At 44.9% G+C, this 20,603-nt stretch carries 32 protein-coding genes, 1 tRNA gene and 1 pseudogene; 26 read left to right on the top strand and 8 right to left on the bottom strand.

Annotation, left to right across the window (positions count from 1 at the left end; all coding sequences use genetic code 11):
• The first annotated feature begins 2 nt into the window (after positions 1 to 2).
• The 25 genes from rplB (at position 3) to rplQ (ending at position 11,851) form a co-directional block, all read left to right on the top strand.
• Positions 3 to 836 carry a 50S ribosomal protein L2 gene (gene rplB, locus CYJ98_RS09725; protein WP_101756296.1) on the top strand — a complete coding sequence of 278 codons (834 nt, stop codon included), beginning with the start codon at positions 3 to 5 and terminating at the stop codon, positions 834 to 836.
• 5 nt (positions 837 to 841) lie between these two features.
• A complete protein-coding gene (gene rpsS, locus CYJ98_RS09730; RefSeq protein ID WP_101756297.1) occupies positions 842 to 1,120 on the top strand; it encodes a 30S ribosomal protein S19 in 279 nt (92 codons plus the stop codon).
• A gap of 8 nt (positions 1,121 to 1,128) precedes the next feature.
• A complete protein-coding gene (gene rplV, locus CYJ98_RS09735) occupies positions 1,129 to 1,458 on the top strand; it encodes a 50S ribosomal protein L22 (protein ID WP_003749277.1) in 330 nt (109 codons plus the stop codon).
• 9 nt (positions 1,459 to 1,467) lie between these two features.
• Positions 1,468 to 2,160 carry a 30S ribosomal protein S3 gene (rpsC, locus tag CYJ98_RS09740; RefSeq protein ID WP_003684753.1) on the top strand — a complete coding sequence of 231 codons (693 nt, stop codon included), beginning with the start codon at positions 1,468 to 1,470 and terminating at the stop codon, positions 2,158 to 2,160.
• A complete protein-coding gene (rplP, locus tag CYJ98_RS09745) occupies positions 2,144 to 2,560 on the top strand; it encodes a 50S ribosomal protein L16 (RefSeq protein WP_003684741.1) in 417 nt (138 codons plus the stop codon). The genes rpsC and rplP overlap by 17 nt, the downstream gene beginning before the upstream one ends.
• Positions 2,560 to 2,751: a 50S ribosomal protein L29 gene (gene rpmC / locus CYJ98_RS09750; protein ID WP_003684705.1), complete on the top strand. Its 192-nt coding sequence runs from the start codon at positions 2,560 to 2,562 to the stop codon at positions 2,749 to 2,751. The genes rplP and rpmC overlap by 1 nt, the downstream gene beginning before the upstream one ends.
• Positions 2,751 to 3,014 carry a 30S ribosomal protein S17 gene (gene rpsQ, locus CYJ98_RS09755; RefSeq protein WP_003684766.1) on the top strand — a complete coding sequence of 88 codons (264 nt, stop codon included), beginning with the start codon at positions 2,751 to 2,753 and terminating at the stop codon, positions 3,012 to 3,014. Before rpmC ends, rpsQ begins: the two co-directional genes overlap by 1 nt.
• A gap of 227 nt (positions 3,015 to 3,241) precedes the next feature.
• The gene (gene rplN / locus CYJ98_RS09760; protein WP_002215434.1) at positions 3,242 to 3,610 is read left to right on the top strand and encodes a 50S ribosomal protein L14; all 369 of its coding nucleotides are present in this window, start codon (positions 3,242 to 3,244) and stop codon (positions 3,608 to 3,610) included.
• A gap of 11 nt (positions 3,611 to 3,621) precedes the next feature.
• Positions 3,622 to 3,945 (top strand): 50S ribosomal protein L24, encoded by a 324-nt coding sequence (gene rplX / locus CYJ98_RS09765; RefSeq protein ID WP_036493506.1) that lies wholly within the window; start codon positions 3,622 to 3,624, stop codon positions 3,943 to 3,945.
• Between the two features lie 9 nt (positions 3,946 to 3,954).
• A complete protein-coding gene (rplE, locus tag CYJ98_RS09770) occupies positions 3,955 to 4,494 on the top strand; it encodes a 50S ribosomal protein L5 (protein WP_003684750.1) in 540 nt (179 codons plus the stop codon).
• Positions 4,495 to 4,496: 2 nt separating this feature from the next.
• The gene (rpsN, locus tag CYJ98_RS09775; RefSeq protein WP_003684736.1) at positions 4,497 to 4,802 is read left to right on the top strand and encodes a 30S ribosomal protein S14; all 306 of its coding nucleotides are present in this window, start codon (positions 4,497 to 4,499) and stop codon (positions 4,800 to 4,802) included.
• 14 nt (positions 4,803 to 4,816) lie between these two features.
• Entirely contained in the window at positions 4,817 to 5,209 is a 393-nt protein-coding gene (gene rpsH, locus CYJ98_RS09780; protein WP_003684738.1) for a 30S ribosomal protein S8, read from the top strand.
• Positions 5,210 to 5,222: 13 nt separating this feature from the next.
• Complete coding sequence (rplF, locus tag CYJ98_RS09785) at positions 5,223 to 5,756, top strand: 50S ribosomal protein L6 (protein ID WP_004464590.1); 534 nt, start codon at positions 5,223 to 5,225, stop codon at positions 5,754 to 5,756.
• A 13-nt stretch (positions 5,757 to 5,769) separates the two neighbouring features.
• Positions 5,770 to 6,123, top strand: a complete 354-nt coding sequence (rplR, locus tag CYJ98_RS09790; RefSeq protein ID WP_003749287.1) for a 50S ribosomal protein L18 — start codon at positions 5,770 to 5,772, stop codon at positions 6,121 to 6,123.
• A gap of 17 nt (positions 6,124 to 6,140) precedes the next feature.
• The gene (gene rpsE / locus CYJ98_RS09795; RefSeq protein ID WP_003684704.1) at positions 6,141 to 6,659 is read left to right on the top strand and encodes a 30S ribosomal protein S5; all 519 of its coding nucleotides are present in this window, start codon (positions 6,141 to 6,143) and stop codon (positions 6,657 to 6,659) included.
• On the top strand, positions 6,652 to 6,837 hold the full coding sequence (gene rpmD, locus CYJ98_RS09800) for a 50S ribosomal protein L30 (RefSeq protein WP_003684808.1): 186 nt from the start codon (positions 6,652 to 6,654) through the stop codon (positions 6,835 to 6,837). The genes rpsE and rpmD overlap by 8 nt, the downstream gene beginning before the upstream one ends.
• Before the next feature lies 1 nt (position 6,838).
• Positions 6,839 to 7,273, top strand: a complete 435-nt coding sequence (gene rplO / locus CYJ98_RS09805; RefSeq protein WP_004520192.1) for a 50S ribosomal protein L15 — start codon at positions 6,839 to 6,841, stop codon at positions 7,271 to 7,273.
• A 13-nt stretch (positions 7,274 to 7,286) separates the two neighbouring features.
• Positions 7,287 to 8,600 carry a preprotein translocase subunit SecY gene (gene secY, locus CYJ98_RS09810; protein WP_101756298.1) on the top strand — a complete coding sequence of 438 codons (1,314 nt, stop codon included), beginning with the start codon at positions 7,287 to 7,289 and terminating at the stop codon, positions 8,598 to 8,600.
• A gap of 4 nt (positions 8,601 to 8,604) precedes the next feature.
• On the top strand, positions 8,605 to 8,823 hold the full coding sequence (gene infA, locus CYJ98_RS09815) for a translation initiation factor IF-1 (RefSeq protein WP_003684714.1): 219 nt from the start codon (positions 8,605 to 8,607) through the stop codon (positions 8,821 to 8,823).
• An 18-nt stretch (positions 8,824 to 8,841) separates the two neighbouring features.
• Positions 8,842 to 8,955, top strand: coding sequence for a 50S ribosomal protein L36 (gene rpmJ / locus CYJ98_RS09820; RefSeq protein WP_003697674.1), 114 nt, complete (start codon positions 8,842 to 8,844; stop codon positions 8,953 to 8,955).
• 67 nt (positions 8,956 to 9,022) lie between these two features.
• Positions 9,023 to 9,385 (top strand): 30S ribosomal protein S13, encoded by a 363-nt coding sequence (gene rpsM, locus CYJ98_RS09825; protein WP_003749295.1) that lies wholly within the window; start codon positions 9,023 to 9,025, stop codon positions 9,383 to 9,385.
• Positions 9,386 to 9,404: 19 nt separating this feature from the next.
• Positions 9,405 to 9,800 (top strand): 30S ribosomal protein S11, encoded by a 396-nt coding sequence (rpsK, locus tag CYJ98_RS09830; RefSeq protein ID WP_002216249.1) that lies wholly within the window; start codon positions 9,405 to 9,407, stop codon positions 9,798 to 9,800.
• 19 nt (positions 9,801 to 9,819) lie between these two features.
• A complete protein-coding gene (gene rpsD, locus CYJ98_RS09835; RefSeq protein WP_039863983.1) occupies positions 9,820 to 10,440 on the top strand; it encodes a 30S ribosomal protein S4 in 621 nt (206 codons plus the stop codon).
• Positions 10,441 to 10,465: 25 nt separating this feature from the next.
• On the top strand, positions 10,466 to 11,452 hold the full coding sequence (locus tag CYJ98_RS09840) for a DNA-directed RNA polymerase subunit alpha (RefSeq protein ID WP_003684706.1): 987 nt from the start codon (positions 10,466 to 10,468) through the stop codon (positions 11,450 to 11,452).
• A gap of 24 nt (positions 11,453 to 11,476) precedes the next feature.
• Positions 11,477 to 11,851, top strand: coding sequence for a 50S ribosomal protein L17 (rplQ, locus tag CYJ98_RS09845; RefSeq protein WP_003684792.1), 375 nt, complete (start codon positions 11,477 to 11,479; stop codon positions 11,849 to 11,851).
• 109 nt (positions 11,852 to 11,960) lie between these two features.
• Here the strand turns inward: rplQ and CYJ98_RS09850 are convergent.
• The 6 genes and pseudogenes from CYJ98_RS09850 to CYJ98_RS09875 form a co-directional block, all read right to left on the bottom strand.
• Positions 11,961 to 12,224, bottom strand: a pseudogene (locus CYJ98_RS09850) (type II CRISPR RNA-guided endonuclease Cas9); the annotation flags it as partial.
• 69 nt (positions 12,225 to 12,293) lie between these two features.
• The gene (locus tag CYJ98_RS09855) at positions 12,294 to 13,718 is read right to left on the bottom strand and encodes an alanine/glycine:cation symporter family protein (protein WP_101756299.1); all 1,425 of its coding nucleotides are present in this window, start codon (positions 13,716 to 13,718) and stop codon (positions 12,294 to 12,296) included.
• A 262-nt stretch (positions 13,719 to 13,980) separates the two neighbouring features.
• Positions 13,981 to 15,492, bottom strand: a complete 1,512-nt coding sequence (gene lysS, locus CYJ98_RS09860; protein ID WP_101756300.1) for a lysine--tRNA ligase — start codon at positions 15,490 to 15,492, stop codon at positions 13,981 to 13,983.
• 425 nt (positions 15,493 to 15,917) lie between these two features.
• Positions 15,918 to 16,493 carry a hypothetical protein gene (locus CYJ98_RS09865; RefSeq protein ID WP_101756301.1) on the bottom strand — a complete coding sequence of 192 codons (576 nt, stop codon included), beginning with the start codon at positions 16,491 to 16,493 and terminating at the stop codon, positions 15,918 to 15,920.
• A gap of 140 nt (positions 16,494 to 16,633) precedes the next feature.
• Positions 16,634 to 18,076: an aldehyde dehydrogenase gene (gene aldA, locus CYJ98_RS09870; protein WP_101756302.1), complete on the bottom strand. Its 1,443-nt coding sequence runs from the start codon at positions 18,074 to 18,076 to the stop codon at positions 16,634 to 16,636.
• Between the two features lie 299 nt (positions 18,077 to 18,375).
• Positions 18,376 to 18,451 (bottom strand) — tRNA-Lys (locus CYJ98_RS09875).
• Positions 18,452 to 18,633: 182 nt separating this feature from the next.
• Here CYJ98_RS09875 and CYJ98_RS09880 point away from each other — a divergent pair.
• A complete protein-coding gene (locus CYJ98_RS09880) occupies positions 18,634 to 19,032 on the top strand; it encodes an Ag473 family lipoprotein (protein WP_003684724.1) in 399 nt (132 codons plus the stop codon).
• Positions 19,033 to 19,095: 63 nt separating this feature from the next.
• Here CYJ98_RS09880 and CYJ98_RS09885 read toward each other — a convergent pair whose 3' ends face one another.
• On the bottom strand, positions 19,096 to 20,070 hold the full coding sequence (locus CYJ98_RS09885) for a TerC family protein (protein ID WP_101756303.1): 975 nt from the start codon (positions 20,068 to 20,070) through the stop codon (positions 19,096 to 19,098).
• Positions 20,071 to 20,103: 33 nt separating this feature from the next.
• Complete coding sequence (locus CYJ98_RS09890) at positions 20,104 to 20,553, bottom strand: CopD family copper resistance protein (RefSeq protein WP_070814098.1); 450 nt, start codon at positions 20,551 to 20,553, stop codon at positions 20,104 to 20,106.
• Positions 20,554 to 20,603 lie beyond the last annotated feature (50 nt).

Consider the following 20,603-nt stretch of genomic DNA (forward strand, 5'->3'; position numbering starts at 1 on the left):
AAATGGCAATCGTTAAAATGAAGCCGACCTCTGCAGGCCGTCGCGGCATGGTTCGCGTGGTAACAGAAGGTTTGCACAAAGGTGCACCTTATGCACCTCTGCTGGAAAAGAAAAATTCTACTGCCGGTCGTAACAACAATGGTCATATCACTACCCGTCATAAAGGCGGTGGTCATAAACATCATTACCGCGTAGTAGATTTTAAACGTAACAAAGACGGTATCCCTGCAAAAGTAGAGCGTATCGAATATGACCCTAACCGTACTGCATTTATCGCATTGTTGTGCTATGCAGATGGTGAGCGTCGCTACATCATTGCTCCTCGTGGTATTCAAGCCGGTACAGTATTGGTTTCCGGTGCTGAAGCTGCTATCAAAGTAGGTAACACTCTGCCGATCCGCAATATTCCTGTTGGTACAACTATTCACTGTATCGAAATGAAACCTGGTAAAGGTGCGCAAATTGCACGTTCTGCTGGTGCTTCTGCGGTATTGCTTGCAAAAGAAGGCGCTTACGCACAAGTTCGTTTGCGTTCTGGTGAAGTGCGCAAAATTAGCGTGAATTGCCGTGCAACTATCGGTGAAGTTGGTAACGAAGAACAAAGCCTGAAAAAAATCGGTAAAGCTGGTGCTAACCGCTGGCGTGGTATTCGTCCGACCGTTCGTGGTGTTGTAATGAACCCTGTTGATCACCCACATGGTGGTGGTGAAGGCCGTACTGGTGAGGCTCGCGAACCGGTTAGCCCATGGGGTACTCCTGCTAAGGGCTACCGCACTCGTAATAATAAACGCACGGATAACATGATTGTTCGTCGTCGTTACTCAAATAAAGGTTAATTAGTATGGCTCGTTCATTAAAAAAAGGCCCATATGTAGACCTGCATTTGCTGAAAAAAGTAGATGCTGCTCGTGCAAGCAACGACAAACGCCCAATTAAAACTTGGTCACGTCGTTCTACCATTTTGCCTGATTTCATCGGTCTAACTATCGCTGTTCACAACGGTCGCTCTCACGTGCCTGTGTTCATCAGCGACAACATGGTTGGTCATAAATTAGGTGAGTTCTCATTGACCCGTACCTTTAAAGGCCACTTGGCTGATAAAAAGGCTAAAAAGAAATAAGGTGAATCATGAGAGTAAGTGCACAACATAAAAACGCCCGTATTTCAGCTCAAAAAGCTCGTTTGGTAGCTGATTTGATTCGTGGTAAAGACGTTGCCCAAGCTTTGAATATCTTGGCATTCAGCCCTAAAAAAGGTGCTGAGCTGATTAAAAAAGTGTTGGAATCAGCAATCGCCAATGCCGAGCACAACAATGGTGCTGACATTGACGAACTGAAAGTGGTAACTATCTTTGTTGACAAAGGCCCAAGCTTGAAACGTTTCCAAGCTCGTGCCAAAGGTCGCGGTAACCGCATCGAGAAACAAACTTGTCATATTAACGTGACAGTGGGCAACTAAGGAAAAGCTATGGGACAAAAGATTAACCCTACAGGCTTTCGCCTGGCGGTAACTAAAGACTGGGCTTCAAAATGGTTTGCTAAAAGCACCGACTTTTCTACTGTTTTGAAACAAGATATTGATGTTCGTAACTACTTGCGTAAAAAACTGGCTAATGCTTCAGTTGGTCGCGTAGTGATCGAGCGTCCTGCTAAATCTGCACGTATTACCATTCACTCTGCTCGTCCAGGTGTGGTTATTGGTAAAAAAGGCGAAGATATCGAAATCTTGAAACGTGACTTGCAAGCTCTGATGGGTGTGCCTGTTCATGTAAATATTGAAGAGATTCGCCGTCCTGAATTGGATGCGCAAATCATTGCTGATGGTATTGCCCAGCAGCTTGAAAAACGTGTTCAATTCCGTCGCGCTATGAAACGTGCAATGCAAAATGCAATGCGTTCTGGTGCTAAAGGCATCAAGATCATGACTTCAGGCCGTCTGAATGGTGCTGATATTGCTCGTAGCGAATGGTACCGTGAAGGTCGTGTACCTTTGCATACTTTGCGTGCGAACGTGGATTATGCAACTAGCGAAGCACACACTACTTATGGTGTACTGGGTCTGAAAGTTTGGGTTTATACAGAAGGTAATATTAAATCTTCTAAACCTGAGCATGAGAAGAAACAAAGAAAGGCAGGTGGACGTAATGCTGCAGCCAACTAGACTGAAATATCGCAAGCAACAAAAAGGTCGCAACACCGGTATTGCTACTCGCGGTAACAAAGTAAGTTTCGGTGAGTTCGGTTTGAAAGCCGTAGGCCGTGGTCGTTTGACTGCCCGCCAAATCGAAGCTGCTCGTCGTACTATGACTCGTCATATTAAACGTGGCGGTCGTATTTGGATTCGTGTATTCCCTGATAAACCAATTACTGAGAAACCTATTCAAGTTCGTATGGGTGGCGGTAAAGGTAATGTGGAATATTACATTGCTGAAGTTAAACCAGGCAAAGTATTGTACGAAATGGACGGTGTTCCTGAGTCTTTGGCTCGTGAAGCATTTGAATTGGCCGCTGCCAAATTGCCTATTCCTACAACCTTTGTAGTAAGACAGGTGGGTCAATAATGAAAGCAAATGAATTGAAAGACAAATCTATTGAGCAATTAAACTCTGATTTGTTGGACTTGTTGAAAGCTCAGTTTGGCTTACGCATGCAAAATGCAACCGGTCAGTTGGGTAAATCTAGCGAGTTGAAACGTGTACGTCGCGATATTGCTCGTATTAAAACCATTTTAACTGAAAAAGGTGCTAAGTAATGAGCGAAGCTAAAAATGTTCGTACTTTGCAAGGCAAAGTGGTAAGCGACAAAATGGACAAAACTGTTACAGTATTGGTTGAGCGTAAAGTTAAACACCCTCTGTACGGTAAAATTATTCGTTTATCAACTAAAATCCATGCTCATGATGAAAACAATCAATATGGCATTGGTGATGTAGTGGTAATCGAGGAATCTCGTCCTTTGTCAAAAACCAAGTCTTGGGTTGTGAAAGAATTGGTTGAGAAAGCGCGTACTGTTTGATTTAAAACACAGTAATGTAGCTTAATAAGAAACGAAGTCTTGCAGCAAAGTTAATTTGCGTGTAAACTTCGTTTCTTATCTTCCAGCTTCTTATGGAAGTTTCTCTCCCTTCGGGATCCAAGACTGGTTTACTAGAACCGTGATGGTTTCATTTAATAAGCAGCTTAAAGTAAGGTGCGAGTTATATGAAAGTGGTAAATTAAGTTGGTTAATTTAAAGGTACTAATATGATTCAAATGCAGACCATCTTAGATGTGGCTGATAACTCTGGTGCGCGTCGCGTAATGTGCATCAAAGTATTGGGCGGATCTAAGCGTCGCTACGCTTCTGTTGGCGACATTATTAAAGTTGCAGTTAAAGATGCAGCCCCACGTGGTCGTGTCAAAAAAGGTGATGTATACAATGCGGTAGTTGTTCGTACTGCTAAGGGTGTGCGTCGTCCTGATGGTGCGTTAATTAAATTCGATAACAATGCTGCTGTGTTATTGAATAATAAACTTGAACCTTTGGGTACTCGTATTTTTGGTCCGGTAACCCGTGAATTGCGTACTGAGCGATTTATGAAAATCGTTTCATTGGCGCCTGAAGTATTATAAGGAATAGCGCGATGAATAAAATCATTAAAGGCGATCAGGTTGTAGTGATTACCGGTAAAGATAAAGGTAAGCAAGGTCAAGTAGTTCGAGTGTTGGGTGATAAAGTTGTTGTTGAGGGTGTTAATGTTGTAAAACGCCATCAAAAACCTAACCCAATGCGCGGTATTGAGGGTGGTATTATTACTAAAGAAATGCCTTTGGATATTTCTAATGTTGCAATCCTGAATCCGGAAACTAATAAAGCAGACCGTGTTGGTATTAAGCTGATTGAAAATGAAGGCAAAGTTAAACGCGTTCGTTTCTTCAAATCAAATGGCTCTATCATTGGAGCATAAGGAGATAACATGGCTCGTTTGAGAGAGTTTTATAAAGATACAGTTGTTCCTGAATTGGTTAAACAATTTGGTTACAAATCAGTAATGGAAGTTCCACGTATTGAAAAAATCACCTTGAATATGGGTGTAGGTGAAGCTGTTGCTGATAAAAAAGTTATGGAACACGCTGTTTCTGATTTAGAGAAAATTGCTGGTCAAAAACCAGTTGTTACTGTTGCTCGTAAATCTATCGCAGGTTTTAAAATCCGTGATAACTATCCAGTTGGTTGCAAAGTAACATTGCGTCGTGATCAAATGTTTGAATTTTTAGATCGTTTGATTACTATTGCATTGCCTCGCGTACGTGACTTCCGTGGTGTAAGCGGTAAATCATTTGATGGTCGTGGCAATTACAATATGGGCGTTCGTGAGCAAATTATTTTCCCGGAAATTGAATACGATAAAATCGATGCTTTGCGTGGTTTGAATATTACTATTACAACTACTGCAAAAACTGATGAAGAAGCGAAAGCTTTGTTGTCACTGTTCAAGTTTCCGTTTAAAGGATAATCATGGCTAAGAAAGCACTTATTAATCGTGAGCTGAAACGTCAAGCATTGGCGAAAAAGTTTGCAGCTAAACGTGAGGCAATTTTCGCTGTTATTAATGATGCTAATGCGACTGAAGAAGAACGTTTTGAGGCACGTTTGAAATTTCAATCCATTCCTCGTAATGCAGCACCTGTACGTCAACGTCGTCGTTGTGCTTTAACAGGTCGTCCTCGTGGCACTTTCCGTAAATTTGGTTTGGGCCGTATTAAAATCCGTGAAATCGCTATGCGTGGCGAGATCCCTGGTGTTGTTAAAGCTAGCTGGTAATAGGAGTATAAATAATGAGTATGCATGATCCTATTTCCGATATGTTGACTCGTATTCGCAATGCGCAACGTGCTAATAAAGCAGCAGTTGCGATGCCTTCTTCTAAACTGAAATGTGCAATTGCAAAAGTTCTGAAAGAAGAAGGTTATATCGAGGATTTTGCGGTTTCTGCTGATGCAAAACCGGTATTGGAAATTCAATTGAAATACTATGCAGGTCGTCCTGTGATTGAGCAAATTAAACGTGTTTCACGTCCAGGTTTGCGTATTTACAAAGCATCAAGTGAGATCCCTAGCGTAATGAATGGCCTGGGTGTCGCTATTGTTAGTACTTCTAAAGGTGTAATGACTGATCGCAAAGCCCGTTCTGAGGGTGTTGGTGGTGAGTTGTTGTGCATCGTAGCCTAGTGGAGAAAAGTAAATGTCACGCGTCGCAAAAAACCCAGTGACTGTTCCTGCTGGTGTAGAAGTAAAATTCGGAACAGATGCATTGGTTATCAAAGGTAAAAACGGCGAATTGTCTTTTCCTTTGCATTCCGATGTTGCTATTGAACTGAACGATGGTAAATTGACTTTTGCTGCAAAAAATGACAGTAAACAGGCTAATGCTATGTCTGGTACTGCTCGTGCATTGGTTAATAACATGGTTAAGGGTGTTTCTGAAGGTTTTGAGAAAAAACTTCAATTGATTGGTGTGGGTTATCGTGCCCAAGCTCAGGGCAAAGTTTTGAACTTGTCTTTGGGTTTCTCTCATCCAATCGTATACGAAATGCCTGAAGGTGTTTCTGTTCAAACTCCTAGCCAAACAGAAATCGTTTTGACTGGTGCAGATAAACAAGTGGTTGGCCAAGTCGCTGCTGAAATTCGTGCATTCCGTTCTCCTGAGCCTTATAAAGGTAAAGGTGTTCGTTATGTGGGTGAAGTAGTAGTGATGAAAGAAGCCAAGAAAAAATAATTGAGGTTCACTAATGGATAAACATACAACCCGACTCCGTCGTGCACGCAAAACCCGTGCGCGTATTGCGGACTTGAAAATGGTAAGATTATGTGTGTTCCGCAGCAATAATCATATTTATGCTCAAGTAATTAGTGCTGAAGGTGATAAAGTATTGGCTCAAGCCTCTACATTGGAAGCTGAAGTACGTAGTAGCCTGAAATCAGGTAGCAACGTTGAAGCAGCAGCTGTAGTTGGTAAGCGTATTGCTGAAAAAGCTAAAGCAGTGGGTGTTGAAAAAGTTGCTTTTGACCGTTCAGGTTTCCAATATCACGGTCGTGTGAAAGCTTTAGCTGAAGCTGCACGTGAAAATGGTTTAAGCTTCTAATATTTGGAGACTTTCAGATGGCAAAACATGAAATTGAAGAACGCGGTGACGGCCTGATTGAAAAGATGGTCGCAGTTAATCGCGTGACTAAAGTAGTTAAAGGTGGCCGTATCATGGCTTTCTCTGCACTAACTGTTGTTGGTGATGGTGATGGTCGCATCGGTATGGGCAAAGGTAAATCAAAAGAAGTACCAGTTGCTGTTCAAAAAGCAATGGATCAAGCTCGACGCTCTATGATTAAAGTACCTTTGAAAAACGGTACTATTCATCATGAAGTTATTGGTCGTCATGGTGCTACTAAGGTATTTATGCAACCTGCTAAAGAAGGTAGCGGTGTGAAAGCTGGTGGTCCAATGCGTTTAGTATTTGATGCTATGGGTATTCATAACATTTCAGCTAAAGTACATGGTTCTACTAATCCTTACAATATTGTACGCGCTACATTAGACGGTTTGTCTAAATTGTATACCCCTGCTGATATTGCTGCTAAACGTGGCTTGACAGTAGAAGATATTTTGGGAGCTAACCATGACTGAGCAAAAAAAGATTAAAGTTACATTGGTTAAGAGCCTGATCGGTACAATTGAATCTCATCGTGCATGTGCTCGCGGTTTAGGTTTGCGCCGTCGTGAACATACTGTAGAGGTTTTGGATACCCCTGAAAACCGTGGCATGATCAATAAAATCAGCTACTTGTTGAAAGTGGAGTCTTAATATGTTTTTGAATACTATTCAACCTGCTGAGGGTGCTACTCACGCTAGTCGTCGTGTAGGCCGTGGTATTGGTAGCGGCTTGGGTAAGACAGGTGGTCGTGGTCATAAAGGTCAAAAAAGTCGTTCTGGTGGCTTCCACAAGGTAGGTTTTGAAGGCGGTCAAATGCCTTTGCAACGTCGTCTGCCGAAACGTGGTTTCAAATCTTTGACTGCAGCCGCTAATGCTGAAGTTCGTTTGAGTGAATTGAATCTGATTGCTGTGAACGAGATTGATGTCTTGGTTCTTAAACAAGCTGGTCTGATTCCTGCAACTGCTTCTAATGTAAAAGTTATTGCTTCTGGTGAAATCTCAAAAGCAGTTACCTTGAAAGGTGTAAAAGCTACTAAAGGTGCTAAAGCTGCTATTGAAGCTGCCGGTGGTAAAGTAGAAGAATAAGGCTTGCACTACAGTGGCTAATCAACAATCTTTATCAGGATTATCCAAATTTGGTGATCTGAAAAAACGTCTGGTGTTCCTTTTAGGTGCTTTAGTCGTTTTCCGTATTGGTGCTCATATACCGGTACCGGGCGTAGATGCTGTTGCATTAGCTAAGTTATACGAAGGCGCTGCAAACGGCATATTCGGAATGTTAAATATGTTCTCGGGTGGTTCGTTGGAGCGCTTTAGTATATTTGCAATTGGTATCATGCCTTATATTTCATCGTCGATTATTGTTCAGCTTGCTTCTGAAATTGTTCCTTCTTTAAAAGCTTTAAAGAAGGAAGGTGAGGCTGGTAGGAAAATAATTACGAAATATACTAGGTATGGGACGGTATTATTGGCTGTATTGCAAAGCTTTGGTGTTGCAACATTTGTTTATCAACAAGGTGTTGTTGTAACGAGTTCGCTTGAGTTTCATATTTCTACAGTGGTCTGTTTGGTTACAGGTACTATGTTTCTGATGTGGTTAGGGGAGCAAATTACCGAGCGTGGTATTGGTAATGGTATTTCTTTAATTATTACAGCAGGCATTGTATCGGGTATCCCATCCGGTATTGTTCGGTTATTAACTTTGACTGAACAAGGCTCTATGAGTATGTTGATGGCGGTATCAATTGTGATTGGTATTTTGCTGTTGATCTATGCTGTAGTTTATTTTGAGAGTGCTCAGCGTAAAGTTCCTGTGCATTATGCTAAAAGACAGTTTGGCTCTGGAATGATGCCGGGACAAAGCATTCATATGCCGTTCAAGCTAAATATGGCAGGTGTTATTCCTCCTATTTTTGCTTCCAGTATTATTTTATTTCCATCTACACTTTTAGGTTGGTTTGGTTCAAATAGTACGAATTCTGTTCTTCATAAGGTTGCTGCAATGCTGCAACACGGACAGCCTTTGTATATTGGATTATTTGCAACAACTATTATCTTCTTCTGCTATTTCTATACTGCTTTAGTATTTAGCCCTAAAGAAATGGCTGAGAATTTGAAGAAAAGTGGTGCATTTGTACCTGGGATCCGCCCAGGTGAGCAAACTTCTAGATATTTGGAAAAAGTTGTACTGAGACTAACATTATTTGGTGCTTTGTATATCACTACAATCTGTCTGATACCTGAATTTTTAACGACAGCATTGAATGTACCTTTCTATTTAGGCGGAACATCTTTGCTTATCTTGGTTGTCGTTACAATGGATTTTAGGACGCAAATCAATTCCTACGTAATGAGCAGTCAGTATGAAGATTTGATGAGTCGTCCAGATATGAAATCTTTATCACGTAAGTAGGCTTATGGCTAAAGAAGATACCATACAGATGCAGGGTGAAATCCTTGAGACTTTGCCCAATGCAACGTTTAAAGTAAAACTGGAAAATGATCATGTAGTACTTGGTCATATCTCTGGAAAAATGCGAATGCACTATATCCGTATTTCTCCAGGTGATAAGGTAACAGTTGAATTAACTCCTTATGATTTAACCCGTGCTCGGATTGTTTTCCGAGCAAGATAAACGATAAAAGGAAATAAAATGCGTGTACAACCTTCTGTAAAGAAAATTTGTCGCAATTGCAAGATTATTCGTCGTAATCGTGTAGTTCGCGTAATTTGTACTGACCCACGTCACAAACAACGTCAAGGTTAAGAAGCTAGTTTTCTTAACTATTGATTTTGTGGTATAGTGACATACTTTGCCCTAAAAAGGAAAAAATATGGCTCGTATTGCAGGGGTAAATATCCCTAATAATGCCCATATCGTAATTGGCCTTCAGGCTATTTATGGTATTGGTGCGACTCGTGCTAAATTGATTTGTGAGGCAGCAAATATTGCTCCTACTACTAAAGCAAAAGATTTGGACGAGGCTCAATTAGACGCTTTGCGTGAGCAAGTTGCTAAATATGAAGTTGAAGGCGATTTGCGTCGTGAAGTAACGATGAGCATTAAACGACTGATGGATATGGGTTGCTATCGCGGCTTCCGTCATCGTCGTGGCTTGCCTTGTCGTGGTCAACGCACTCGCACAAATGCTCGTACCCGTAAAGGTCCGCGCAAAGCGATTGCCGGTAAGAAATAAATTTTAAGGAATTTGATTAATGGCTAAAGCAAACACAGCTTCGCGTGTACGTAAAAAAGTACGTAAAACCGTAAGCGAAGGTATTGTGCACGTTCATGCATCTTTCAACAATACCATCATTACAATCACTGACCGTCAAGGCAATGCATTGTCTTGGGCTACCTCTGGCGGCGCTGGTTTTAAAGGTTCTCGTAAAAGTACACCATTTGCAGCACAAGTTGCAGCAGAAGCAGCTGGTAAAGTTGCCCAAGAGTATGGCGTTAAAAATTTAGAAGTTCGCATTAAAGGCCCTGGCCCTGGTCGCGAATCTTCTGTACGTGCTTTAAACGCTCTTGGTTTCAAGATTACCAGCATTACTGACGTTACCCCGTTGCCTCATAACGGTTGCCGTCCGCCTAAAAAACGTCGTATTTAATATTGGAGTGATTTAAAACATGGCACGTTATATTGGCCCTAAATGTAAATTAGCACGTCGCGAAGGTACGGATCTGTTTTTGAAGAGTGCACGTCGCTCTTTGGATTCCAAATGTAAAATGGATTCTGCACCTGGTCAACACGGTGCGAAAAAACCACGTTTGTCAGACTACGGTTTGCAATTGCGTGAAAAACAAAAAATCCGTCGTATTTATGGCGTATTAGAGCGTCAATTCCGTCGTTACTTCGCGGAAGCAGCTCGTCGTAAAGGCTCTACCGGTGAATTGCTGCTGCAATTGCTGGAGTCCCGTTTGGACAATGTCGTTTACCGTATGGGTTTCGGCTCTACTCGCGCCGAAGCACGTCAATTGGTTTCTCACAAAGCTATCGTCGTAAACGGTCAAGTTGTTAATATCCCTTCTTTCCAAGTTAAAGCAGGTGATGTTGTAGCTGTTCGTGAAAAAGCTAAGAAACAAGTACGTATCCAAGAAGCATTGAGCCTGGCTACTCAAATTGGCTTGCCAAGCTGGGTATCTGTTGATGCCGACAAATTGGAAGGCGTATTCAAAAATATGCCGGATCGCTCAGAATTGTCTGGCGATATTAATGAACAGCTGGTGGTAGAGTTCTACTCTAAATAATGCTAGCTCAATGAGGGACAGTTAAATGCAAAATAGCACAACCGAATTTTTGAAACCTCGTCAAATCGATGTAGATACTTTGTCTTCCACTCGGGCCAAGGTGTCTATGCAGCCATTTGAACGTGGTTTTGGTCATACTTTAGGTAATGCTTTGCGTCGTATCTTACTGTCATCCATGAATGGCTTTGCCCCAACTGAAGTAGTTATTTCCGGCGTATTGCACGAATACTCTACTATTGATGGTGTTCAAGAGGATGTTGTTGACGTTCTCTTGAACATTAAAGGTATCGTATTCAAGCTCCACGGTCGTAACCAAGTTCAGTTGACTTTGAAGAAAACAGGTGCCGGTGCAGTTGTAGCCGGTGATATTGATTTGCCACACGATGTGGAAATCATCAATCCTGAACATGTTATTTGCCACTTGGCTGACAATGGCCAAATCGACATGGAAATTAAAGTAGAGCAAGGTCGTGGTTATCAATCTGTTTCAGGTCGTCGCGTATTGCGTGATGAGAACAAACAGATTGGTGCGATTCAGTTGGATGCGAGCTTTTCGCCCATCAGTCGTGTTAGCTTTGAAGTTGAACCTGCACGCGTAGAGCAACGTACGGATTTGGATAAATTGGTTTTAGATATTGAAACCAATGGTTCTATTGATCCGGAAGAGGCTGTACGTAGTGCCGCACGTATCTTAATTGACCAAATGTCTATTTTTGCAGATCTGCAAGGTACTCCGGTTGAAGAGGTTGAAGAAAAAGCACCTCCTATCGATCCTATCTTGTTGCGTCCTGTAGATGATTTGGAATTAACCGTACGTTCAGCTAATTGTCTGAAAGCTGAAGATATTTACTATATTGGCGATTTGATTCAACGTACTGAAACCGAGCTTCTCAAGACCCCTAATTTGGGTCGTAAATCTTTGAATGAGATCAAAGAAGTGTTGGCCTCTAAAGGTTTGACATTAGGTTCCAAATTAGAAGCTTGGCCGCCTGTAGGCTTAGAAAAGCCGTAAGTTTGAAGATTAAAGGATAATGACATGCGTCATCGTAATGGCAACCGCAAATTAAACCGTACTAGCAGCCACCGTGCTGCGATGCTGCGCAATATGGCGAATTCCTTGTTGACTCACGAAACCATCGTGACAACTTTGCCTAAAGCAAAAGAATTGCGCCGCGTAGTTGAGCCCTTGATTACCTTGGGTAAAAAACCTTCTTTGGCAAACCGTCGTTTGGCTTTTGACCGCACTCGCGATCGTGATGTTGTAGTTAAATTGTTTGACGAATTGGGTCCACGCTTTGCTGCTCGTAACGGCGGCTATGTTCGTGTACTGAAATACGGTTTCCGTAAAGGCGACAATGCTCCTTTGGCATTGGTTGAATTGGTTGATAAAGCAGCTGATTCTGCTGAATAAGCAAATTGATATGAAAGCACTACCTGTTTAGGTAGTGCTTTTTTCATTTAGGAAGTCTCTATTTTATTTTACAACGCTACAATTTTATTGTTTCATTCAATGGGGTGAATATAGTTGTAGCTCCCTTTCTCATTTTGTCGTAACTCAAGCCTTTGAAAAAGGCGGTATCTTCTAAACCCAGTAGCTTACGGGCTTGTGCGTAAGTCAGTTTCTTTTTATACGGCTGATTTATAAGTATGGCACGTTCGGTATCGGTCAATGGCCGCTCGCTACCTTGCTCTAAAATACGCAAGTTGTTCAGCTTGGTCAGTCAGATAAAACGTTCGGCTGTGTAGGTGTCTTTGGTGGCTTTCGGTTCTGTCGGTTCAAAGGTGCGGGGCATCGTTTTATCTAGATGGCAGGGATTAAAAAGGCCGTCTGAAATTTCAGACGGCCTTTGGTTTTACCAGATATCGGATTTGATTTTGCGTTTCAAGCCCGGGTGTTCAGAGAGTTTGAACTCTGGGTCTTTACCCATTTTCAGCTTGGCTGTGTAGTCTTTCAACAGCAGGAAGGCAAGTGGGGACAGGAGCAGGATGGCAACGAGGTTAATCCATGCCATGATGCCCATGGCCATGTCTGCCATATCCCATACCAAGGGTACGTTGGCAACTGCGCCGAAGTAGACCCATGCCAAAACCAGCATACGGAAAACGGCGGTAATCAGCCAATGGCTCTTGATGAATTGGACGTTGGACTCAGCATAGGCATAGTTGCCGATAACGGTTGAAAAGGCAAACATAAACAGGATGGCGGCAAGGAAGCCCGCGCCCCATTCGCCTACCTGGCTGACGATTGCCGCTTGGGTCAGCGCCGCACCGCTCAGGTCGCCGTAAGGCTGTTGATAGGTCAAGACGATAAAGGCGGTGCATGAGCAGACGATGATGGTATCAACGAAAACGCCCAGCATTTGAATCATGCCTTGGGAGACGGGGTGTTTCACTTCGGCTGCGGCTGCGGCGTTCGGCGCGGAACCCATACCCGCCTCATTGGAATACAGGCCGCGTTTGATACCCTGCATCATGGTGGTCGAAATCAGACCGCCGAGGAAACCGCCTGCAGCCGAATCGAAGTTGAACGCGTTGGAGAAAATCTGACCGAACACATCAGGAATTAGGGAAATATTGGTAGCAATGATGAAGAGTGCTATGACGAGATATAAAACCGCCATCAGCGGAACGATAATTTCCGCGGCTTTAGATACGCGACGGATACCGCCGAAGATAATCGGGGCAGTCAGAATGACCAGGGCGACACCGACATAGTGTTGATCCCAGCCCCATGCCGCTTTGGTGGTATCGGCGATGGTATTGGTCTGTACGGCTTCAAATACAAAGCCGAAACAGAAAATCAGGCTCAGGGCGAACAAAACGCCCAGCCATTTTTGTCCCAGGCCTTGAGTTATGTAGTAGGCAGGACCGCCGCGGAAGTGGTGGTTGTCGTAGTCCCGGACTTTAAAGAGTTGGGCCAGTGAAGATTCGACAAACGCCGAACTCATGCCGATTAAGGCAGTTACCCACATCCAGAATACCGCGCCCGGCCCGCCGAGTTTGATGGCAATCGCCACACCGGCGATGTTGCCCACACCTACGCGGCTGGCCAAGCCGGTAACAAATGCTTGGAACGGTGTGATTCCGTGCGGATCATCACCTTGTTTGCGACCGCCTAGCATTTCTTTGATACTGCGGCCGAAGAGGCGGAATTGTACAAAACCGGTGGTAATGGTAAAAAATAGGCCTGCGCCTAAAAGCATATATACCAATCCCGACCACATTGGGTCGTTGATGGCGTTTACCCAGCCGTGAAGCTGTTCGAAAAATTGATCCATACAAACCTTTCAGAGTTTCTGCATTTTCAGACGGCCTGTGTGTGTGGGCTGCCTGTAATTGGATGTATTCTAGCAGACTGTCAACAAACTGAAAAACGTTTACATATTCTTTTTTATATTATCTTTTTGATTATCATGTAATTTTATTATTATGGTGTAAAGGATTTATTGATTTTAATTTTCCCATTTTACATATTTGAACAAAAAGGCCGTCTGAAAACAGAGTCTTGTTTTCAGACGGCCTTGATTTTATTTCAATGTGTTATTCAGGACGCATTTGCGGGAACAGAATCACGTCGCGGATGGTTTGCGAATCGGTCAGCAACATTACCAAGCGGTCGATGCCGATGCCGCAACCGCCGGTCGGTGGCAGGCCGAATTCCATGGCGCGGATGTAGTCGGCATCGTAGTGCATGGCTTCGTCGTCGCCGGCGTCTTTTTGCGCCACTTGCGCTTTGAAGCGTTCGGCTTGATCTTCCGGATCGTTCAACTCGGAGTAGCCGTTTGCCAGTTCGCGGCCGACAACGAAGAGCTCGAAGCGTTCGGTCAAACCCGGTTTGCTGTCGGATGCGCGTGCCAATGGCGATACTTCGACAGGGTAGTCGATGATGAAAGTCGGGTTCCACAGTTTGCCCTCGGCGCAACCTTCAAACAGGGCGAGTTGCAGGCTGCCGATGCCCGGAGACGGAGGCAGGCTTTCGCCGTGTTTGACGATTTCTTTTTTCAGCCATTCTTCATTGTTCAACTGCTCATCGGTGTAGTGCGGATTGTATTTTTTGATGGCACCGAGAATGGTCAGGCGTTCAAACGGGCTTTCCAAATCGACTTCTTTGCCGTTGTAGCTGATTTTTGCCGTGCCGTTTACTGCGCGGGAAGCATTGCGGATGATGTCTTCCGCCATTTGCATCATGCGTTCGTAGTCGGAGAAGGCTTCGTAGAATTCGATCATGGTGAATTCAGGGTTGTGGCGCACGGACATGCCTTCGTTACGGAAGCTGCGGTTGATTTCAAACACGCGTTCCAAGCCGCCGACAACCAGGCGTTTCAGATACAGCTCGGGCGCAATGCGCAGATAGAGCGGAATGTCCAAGGCATTGTGGTGGGTAACGAACGGTTTTGCCGTCGCACCGCCTGGAATCGGGTGCATCATTGGGGTTTCAACTTCCAAATAATGCTCGTTGACCATGAAATTGCGCACGGATTGGATTATTTGGCTGCGTTTGATGAAGGTATTGCGCGATTCTTCGTTGGCAATCAAATCGACGTAGCGTTGACGGTATTTGGTTTCCTGATCGCTCAAACCTTTGTGTTTGTCCGGCAGAGGGCGCAGGGATTTGGACAGCAGACGGATGTTGGACACGCGCACGGTCAATTCGCCGTGGTTGGTTTTGAACAAAGTACCTTCCGCGCCGACGATGTCGCCCAGGTCCCAGTGGTTGAAGTCGTCCAAAACTTCTTGGCTCACGCCTTTGTTGTTCAAATAAAGCTGGATTTGACCGGTAACGTCTTGAATGGTGGCGAAGCTGGCTTTGCCCATTTGACGTTTGAGCATCATGCGGCCGGCCACTTTGACAGGAATGCCTTGTGGGTCGAGTTCTTCTTTGCTGATTTCACCGTATTGGTTGTGCAGGTCGGCGGCAAAGCTGTCGCGTTTGAAATCGTTAGGGTAGGCGTTGCGTTCTTTGCGGATGTTGTGCAGTTTCTCGCGGCGCAGGGCGATGATTTGGTTTTCGTCCAACTGCGGCTCGATTTGAGGATTGTTTTGTTCGCTCATGGTGTTTTCCGGAAAAATAAGTCAGGCTGCCCATGTGTTCAGACGGCCTGCATAAAGTGAAAAATTGGCTCTATTTTACGCGATGTCGGTGTTTTTTTCTATAAAGGTAGAAAGGCCGTCTGAAACCTGAACTGCCCCCAAAACTGTATTTTTGTGATCGGCTTGTCGGCGATGAAGGGATTTTTGCGGTGGTCGGTCATGATTTTGGACTGAAGGGTTTGAGTGCGCCGATGCTGCTTTCCTGACAGGCGGTTATCCAACGTCGCAGATGGGTGCGCAAGATGCACTATTGATCTGCGTACGTGTGCAGGTAGTGGAATACGGTTTGGTATTTGAAGAATGTATATTGGGTCATAAAAAACTGCACCTTGTTAGTTGGAGGGCAACTTTGGGGGTGTAGTTCATTCTGTCTAATATCTTGCTCTTCAATTATCAAAACCTCTGGATTTAGATACGGAAATTGCTTCAATACGTGCCATTTGACGGTAACGCCGAGTTTGATTCGGTGCTCCACCTTTACTCGGATAAATCCCTGCCCCCTGTTCTACTATAAATCCGAAATGTTTCGGTTGGCGGGCAAATGTTGTGTATTCACGCGCTTCGATTTCTGATAGTTGGATTCCTTTGACTTTGCCCAGCTTGGCTTCTGCGTCTTTAATCTTCATACCCGGGTGTACACCTGAAGTTGTGTGACAGGTAGGAGAATCGGTTTCCAAAAAATTAATTTTTTTATGCAGTTTTATAGGGGTATCAGGATCATCTTCCCCATCTTGAGAAGCGAAAACCAAGACGTCTTTAGACAGTGCGATGGCAACAAAAGACACGCCATCGGCATCGCTTGTTTTATCCATTTTTGCTTTCGGAAATTTCTGTTTTACCTGTTTCAAGTTTTGCCCCAATTTAATTCCTCCGATACTGTCTTTTTGAATCAAACATTCGGCAGCAGCCGGCATGGCAAGACCCAAGATCAACGCGCTCATTATCCCGATTTTGTGCAACATGGTTACTTTCCTATTTAATAAAAATTAGTTATAAAAAAAAACTGCACCTTGTTAGTTGGAGTGGCAACTTTTTGGGTGCAGTTTAACCTGAAAAATCAGCTTCAGACGGCCTTTTGTTTCATGAAGGGTCGTATCGGCAGTTAGATATCGGTTTCTAAATAAACAACTTGGGTTTGCAGATATTCTTCTAAGCCGTGTTTACCGTCGGCGCCGCCGATACCTGATTTTTTCCAACCGGCATGGAAGCCCTGCATGGCTTCGAAGTTTTCGCGGTTGATGTAGGTTTCGCCGAAACGCAAGCGGCGGGTTACATAAAACGCTTCATTCAGATTGGTGGTATAGACGGAGCTGGTCAGGCCGAATTCGCTGTCGTTTGCCAAAGCGATGACTTGGTCGAGCGTGTCGAAAGTGGCAACAGGCAGGACAGGGCCGAAGGTTTCTTCCTTCATGATGTCCATGCTGTTGTCGGTATCGGTCAGCAGGGTCGGCTCGAAGAAATAGCCGCGTCCTTCGGCGCGTTTGCCGCCGCAGACCAGTGTCGCACCTTGTTTGACGGCGCGTTCCACTTTTTCAGCAACGGCTTTGACAGCGCGCTCTTCAATCAGCGGACCCATTTCCAGTGCGCCGGGTTCAGCCTTGGCCGGGTTGCCGTAGCGCACGCCTTTCATGGCGGCGGTCATTTTTTCGATAAACGAGTCTTTCAGGCTGCTGTGGACATATACGCGTTCGGCGCAGTTACAGATTTGGCCGGTATTGCCCACGCGTGAAGCCAAGATGGATTTGACGGCCAGATCCAAGTCGGCATCTTTCAGGACGATGGCAGGGGCTTTGCCGCCCAGTTCCAGTGAGACTTTGGTAATGTTGGCGGAGGCGGCTTCCATTACTTGGCGGCCGGCATCGACAGAACCGGTCAGGCTGACCATATCGACTTGTGGATGCGATGCCAAGGCATTGCCGATTTCCGCGCCTGGGCCGTTGACGACGTTGAATACGCCGGCCGGTAAGCCTGAAGCATGAACGATTTCAGCAAAAATGTGGCAGTTAATCGGGGTAACGCTGCTCGGTTTGACGACGATGGTATTTCCGGTTACCAAAGCCGGGCCCATTTTGCGGGCGATCAGGAAGAATGGGAAGTTCCACGGCAAAATGCCGGCGATTACGCCCAAAGGACGTTTGAACAATAAAATGTTTTCGCGCGGACGGTCGCTCTGGATGATTTCGCCTTCATAACGGCGCGCCCATTCGGCTTGATAATCGAGATAATCGGCAGTGAACATAACTTCTATGCGTGCCAAATCTTTGGTTTTGCCGCCTTCGGCAACAATGGTATCTGTCAGCTCGTCAGCTCGTTCGCGGATGCCTTGGGCAATTTTGCGCAGGTATGCGCCGCGTTCAACGGCAGGCAAACGTTCCCATGCAGTTTGCGCGTCTCTGGCCGCGGCAACGGCACGATCAACATCGGCTTTTCCGCCTTTAGGCTCACGCGCGATGACTTCTTCAGTTGCTGGATTCAATACATCACGCCATGTGCCGTTAAAGTCGGTTTCAAAGCGGCCGTTGATATACATAGACAGTTGTTTCATCAAACCTTCTCCTGTTGTTGTAGTTGGATGTAGTTTTAGTCTATGCCTAAATTGTCTGGCATACAAGAGGATTTAGCGTGGGTTGATGGTAGGTATTTGGAAGTTTTTAGAAAAAGATGATGGGTGAGGGAGTTGGATAAGAGGTCGGTGCTGGTGTGATGCCTTGAGTTGAGTCCATAACAGCATTGTGACAAAGCTCGGATATTGCTTGATTTTGATGATGAGAAAGGTATCAAGTGAAGAAAGGCTTGATGGAGAATATAAAAAAACCTGCTTTTTTCAAAGCAGGTTTTCATATTTGGTGGGTCGTGAGCGATTCGAACGCTCGACCAACGGATTAAAAGTCCGCTGCTCTACCGACTGAGCTAACGACCCGATAAGCTGTGCATTATAGGTAGCTTGTTTCTTTTCGTCAACTGTTTTTTTGAAATTTTTTTCAAAAAACGTAAATCGGCTGTTATTTGGCGTTAATTCTTCCTTTTTTGAGCATTTATTATGTTATGATTTTTGGGTCTGTCAGTTTTGGCGGATATTTTTTAGATCAAAGGATATACAACATGAAAAAATTATTGATTGCTGCAATGATGGTAGCCGGTCTGGCTGCGTGTACACAAGAAGCGAAAAAAGAAACCCAAGAGGCGGCTTCTGCTGTTGCTTCCGATGTAAACGCTGCTGCTGAAAATGCAGCTTCTGCTGTGGATGCTGCTGCTTCTGAAGCCAAAGGTGCGGCTGAGCAAGCTGTTTCTGATGTTAAAGACGCAGCTGCAGATGCTAAAGCAACTGCGGATAAAGCAGTTTCTGACGCTAAAGATGCTGCCGGTAAAGCGGTTGAAGAAGCTAAAGATGCGGTTTCTGATGCTAAAGATGCTGCCAAAGACGCAGCTAAAGACGCTATGGGTAAAGCAGCCGATGCGACTCAAGAAGCTGCCGACAAATTGAAAGACGCTGCTAAATAAGCTGGTGTTTGATATTTGAAAAGGCCGTCTGAAATGTTCGGACGGCCTTTTTATATCGGCAGATTATTTTTTCTCTTGCTGACGCGTGTACACCAAAGAAGTCAGGATGGACGCGCCCAGTGCGCCGAAGACGACGGACAGGGAAATGGAAATCGGGATATGCACCCAGTGCATAATCAACATCTTGATACCGATAAAGCTCAACACGAAAGCCAAGCCGTATTTGAGGAAAATAAAGCGTTCGGCAAAGTCTGCCAGTAAAAAGTACATGGCACGCAGGCCCAAGATGGCAAAAATGTTGGAAGTGAGGACGATGAAAGGGTCGGTGGTTACGGCAAAAATAGCGGGGATGCTGTCCACGGCGAAGATGACGTCGCTCAATTCGATCATAATCAATACCAGCAAAAGCGGCGTAGCGATGCGTTTGCCGTTTTCAATGGTAAAGAATTTTTCACCGTCAAACTGTGGGCTGGTCGGGATGACTTTTTTGAGTAGGGTTAGGATCTTGTTTTGGGAAAGGTCTTCCTCTTCGTCCGATTCGGGTTTCATCATGTGGATGCCGGTATAGAGCAGGAATGCGCCGAAAAGGTAGAGAATCCATTCAAATTGTTGTACCAAGGCTGCGCCGATGAAGATCATGATGGCGCGCAGGACGATGGCGCCGAATACGCCATAGAGCAAGACGCGGTGTTGGAATTTGGGTTCGACTTTGAAGTAGCCGAAAATCATCAGGAAAACGAAGATGTTATCGACGGCGAGGGATTTTTCGAGCACATAGCCGGTGAAGAATTCGAGGACTTTTTCTTTGGCGACAATGGCCCCGTAAGTTGGGTTGCCCGCCAGTTCAAAATAGAGCCAGCCTGCAAACGTGCAGGATACGGCCACCCAAATGCCGCTCCAGGCGAGGGCTTCTTTGATGCTGACTTTGTGGGCGCCGTTTTTTTTCAGCGATACCATATCGATGGCGATCATGATTAAGACGGCGATAAAGAAGATGCCGTAAAACATCGGCGAGCCGACGGACGGGTATTGGGTCATAAACAATCCTTGTGTGTGGGGTATAGGTAAGGTTTACCAAGACAGGTAGAACATCGCCTTGGCAAAAAAGACGATAAACAGCATATGGCTGAATACGACGGCGTGTATGTATTTTGACCAGCCGACGGTGAGGGTGTGCCGTGCCATTTTGACGACGGCGATGGCAAAATGTACCAAAACGCTTATTGCCAACAGGATTTTGATGCTCAGCATGATGCCGAAAGAGCTGTCGAATGGGTGGTGAAGTATCGGCAGGTAGCGGTTGTACACCATCACGATGCCGCTGATGAACAAGGTAATGACGACAGGCGGCATTACGCGGACGGCACGATGGGACATGGCACGTTCGACTTCGCGGCGCGATTCGCGCGAAACGCGGCCGGTGTGCAAAACGGAGAGAACCAGCATTTCGAAAAATACGCCGCCGACAAAGGCAATCGCGCAATAAACGTGGATGATGTGTGCCAGTGCGTAGATACTCATGACGGGTGTTTCCGGTAATTCAGACAAGTCGTCATTGTATCACTACCGAA

This window comes from Neisseria perflava, assembly GCF_002863305.2.
Lineage (GTDB): Bacteria > Pseudomonadota > Gammaproteobacteria > Burkholderiales > Neisseriaceae > Neisseria > Neisseria perflava_A.

Coding starts and splice junctions, on each gene's coding strand:
- rpsN (WP_003684736.1), top strand. CDS start 4,497: ATGGCTAAGAAAGCACTTATTAATCGTGAGCTGAAACGTCAAGCATTG.
- rplE (WP_003684750.1), top strand. CDS start 3,955: ATGGCTCGTTTGAGAGAGTTTTATAAAGATACAGTTGTTCCTGAATTG.
- rpsM (WP_003749295.1), top strand. CDS start 9,023: ATGGCTCGTATTGCAGGGGTAAATATCCCTAATAATGCCCATATCGTA.
- rplR (WP_003749287.1), top strand. CDS start 5,770: ATGGATAAACATACAACCCGACTCCGTCGTGCACGCAAAACCCGTGCG.
- rplO (WP_004520192.1), top strand. CDS start 6,839: ATGTTTTTGAATACTATTCAACCTGCTGAGGGTGCTACTCACGCTAGT.
- rplN (WP_002215434.1), top strand. CDS start 3,242: ATGATTCAAATGCAGACCATCTTAGATGTGGCTGATAACTCTGGTGCG.
- CYJ98_RS09880 (WP_003684724.1), top strand. CDS start 18,634: ATGAAAAAATTATTGATTGCTGCAATGATGGTAGCCGGTCTGGCTGCG.
- rpsS (WP_101756297.1), top strand. CDS start 842: ATGGCTCGTTCATTAAAAAAAGGCCCATATGTAGACCTGCATTTGCTG.
- rpsQ (WP_003684766.1), top strand. CDS start 2,751: ATGAGCGAAGCTAAAAATGTTCGTACTTTGCAAGGCAAAGTGGTAAGC.
- rpsC (WP_003684753.1), top strand. CDS start 1,468: ATGGGACAAAAGATTAACCCTACAGGCTTTCGCCTGGCGGTAACTAAA.
- CYJ98_RS09855 (WP_101756299.1), bottom strand. CDS start 13,718: ATGGATCAATTTTTCGAACAGCTTCACGGCTGGGTAAACGCCATCAAC.
- rpsE (WP_003684704.1), top strand. CDS start 6,141: ATGGCAAAACATGAAATTGAAGAACGCGGTGACGGCCTGATTGAAAAG.
- CYJ98_RS09865 (WP_101756301.1), bottom strand. CDS start 16,493: ATGTTGCACAAAATCGGGATAATGAGCGCGTTGATCTTGGGTCTTGCC.
- rplQ (WP_003684792.1), top strand. CDS start 11,477: ATGCGTCATCGTAATGGCAACCGCAAATTAAACCGTACTAGCAGCCAC.
- rpmD (WP_003684808.1), top strand. CDS start 6,652: ATGACTGAGCAAAAAAAGATTAAAGTTACATTGGTTAAGAGCCTGATC.
- rplP (WP_003684741.1), top strand. CDS start 2,144: ATGCTGCAGCCAACTAGACTGAAATATCGCAAGCAACAAAAAGGTCGC.
- infA (WP_003684714.1), top strand. CDS start 8,605: ATGGCTAAAGAAGATACCATACAGATGCAGGGTGAAATCCTTGAGACT.
- rplF (WP_004464590.1), top strand. CDS start 5,223: ATGTCACGCGTCGCAAAAAACCCAGTGACTGTTCCTGCTGGTGTAGAA.
- rpsD (WP_039863983.1), top strand. CDS start 9,820: ATGGCACGTTATATTGGCCCTAAATGTAAATTAGCACGTCGCGAAGGT.
- rplV (WP_003749277.1), top strand. CDS start 1,129: ATGAGAGTAAGTGCACAACATAAAAACGCCCGTATTTCAGCTCAAAAA.
- rplB (WP_101756296.1), top strand. CDS start 3: ATGGCAATCGTTAAAATGAAGCCGACCTCTGCAGGCCGTCGCGGCATG.
- rpsH (WP_003684738.1), top strand. CDS start 4,817: ATGAGTATGCATGATCCTATTTCCGATATGTTGACTCGTATTCGCAAT.
- lysS (WP_101756300.1), bottom strand. CDS start 15,492: ATGAGCGAACAAAACAATCCTCAAATCGAGCCGCAGTTGGACGAAAAC.
- CYJ98_RS09840 (WP_003684706.1), top strand. CDS start 10,466: ATGCAAAATAGCACAACCGAATTTTTGAAACCTCGTCAAATCGATGTA.
- CYJ98_RS09890 (WP_070814098.1), bottom strand. CDS start 20,553: ATGAGTATCTACGCACTGGCACACATCATCCACGTTTATTGCGCGATT.
- CYJ98_RS09885 (WP_101756303.1), bottom strand. CDS start 20,070: ATGACCCAATACCCGTCCGTCGGCTCGCCGATGTTTTACGGCATCTTC.
- rpsK (WP_002216249.1), top strand. CDS start 9,405: ATGGCTAAAGCAAACACAGCTTCGCGTGTACGTAAAAAAGTACGTAAA.
- rpmC (WP_003684705.1), top strand. CDS start 2,560: ATGAAAGCAAATGAATTGAAAGACAAATCTATTGAGCAATTAAACTCT.
- rplX (WP_036493506.1), top strand. CDS start 3,622: ATGAATAAAATCATTAAAGGCGATCAGGTTGTAGTGATTACCGGTAAA.
- rpmJ (WP_003697674.1), top strand. CDS start 8,842: ATGCGTGTACAACCTTCTGTAAAGAAAATTTGTCGCAATTGCAAGATT.
- aldA (WP_101756302.1), bottom strand. CDS start 18,076: ATGAAACAACTGTCTATGTATATCAACGGCCGCTTTGAAACCGACTTT.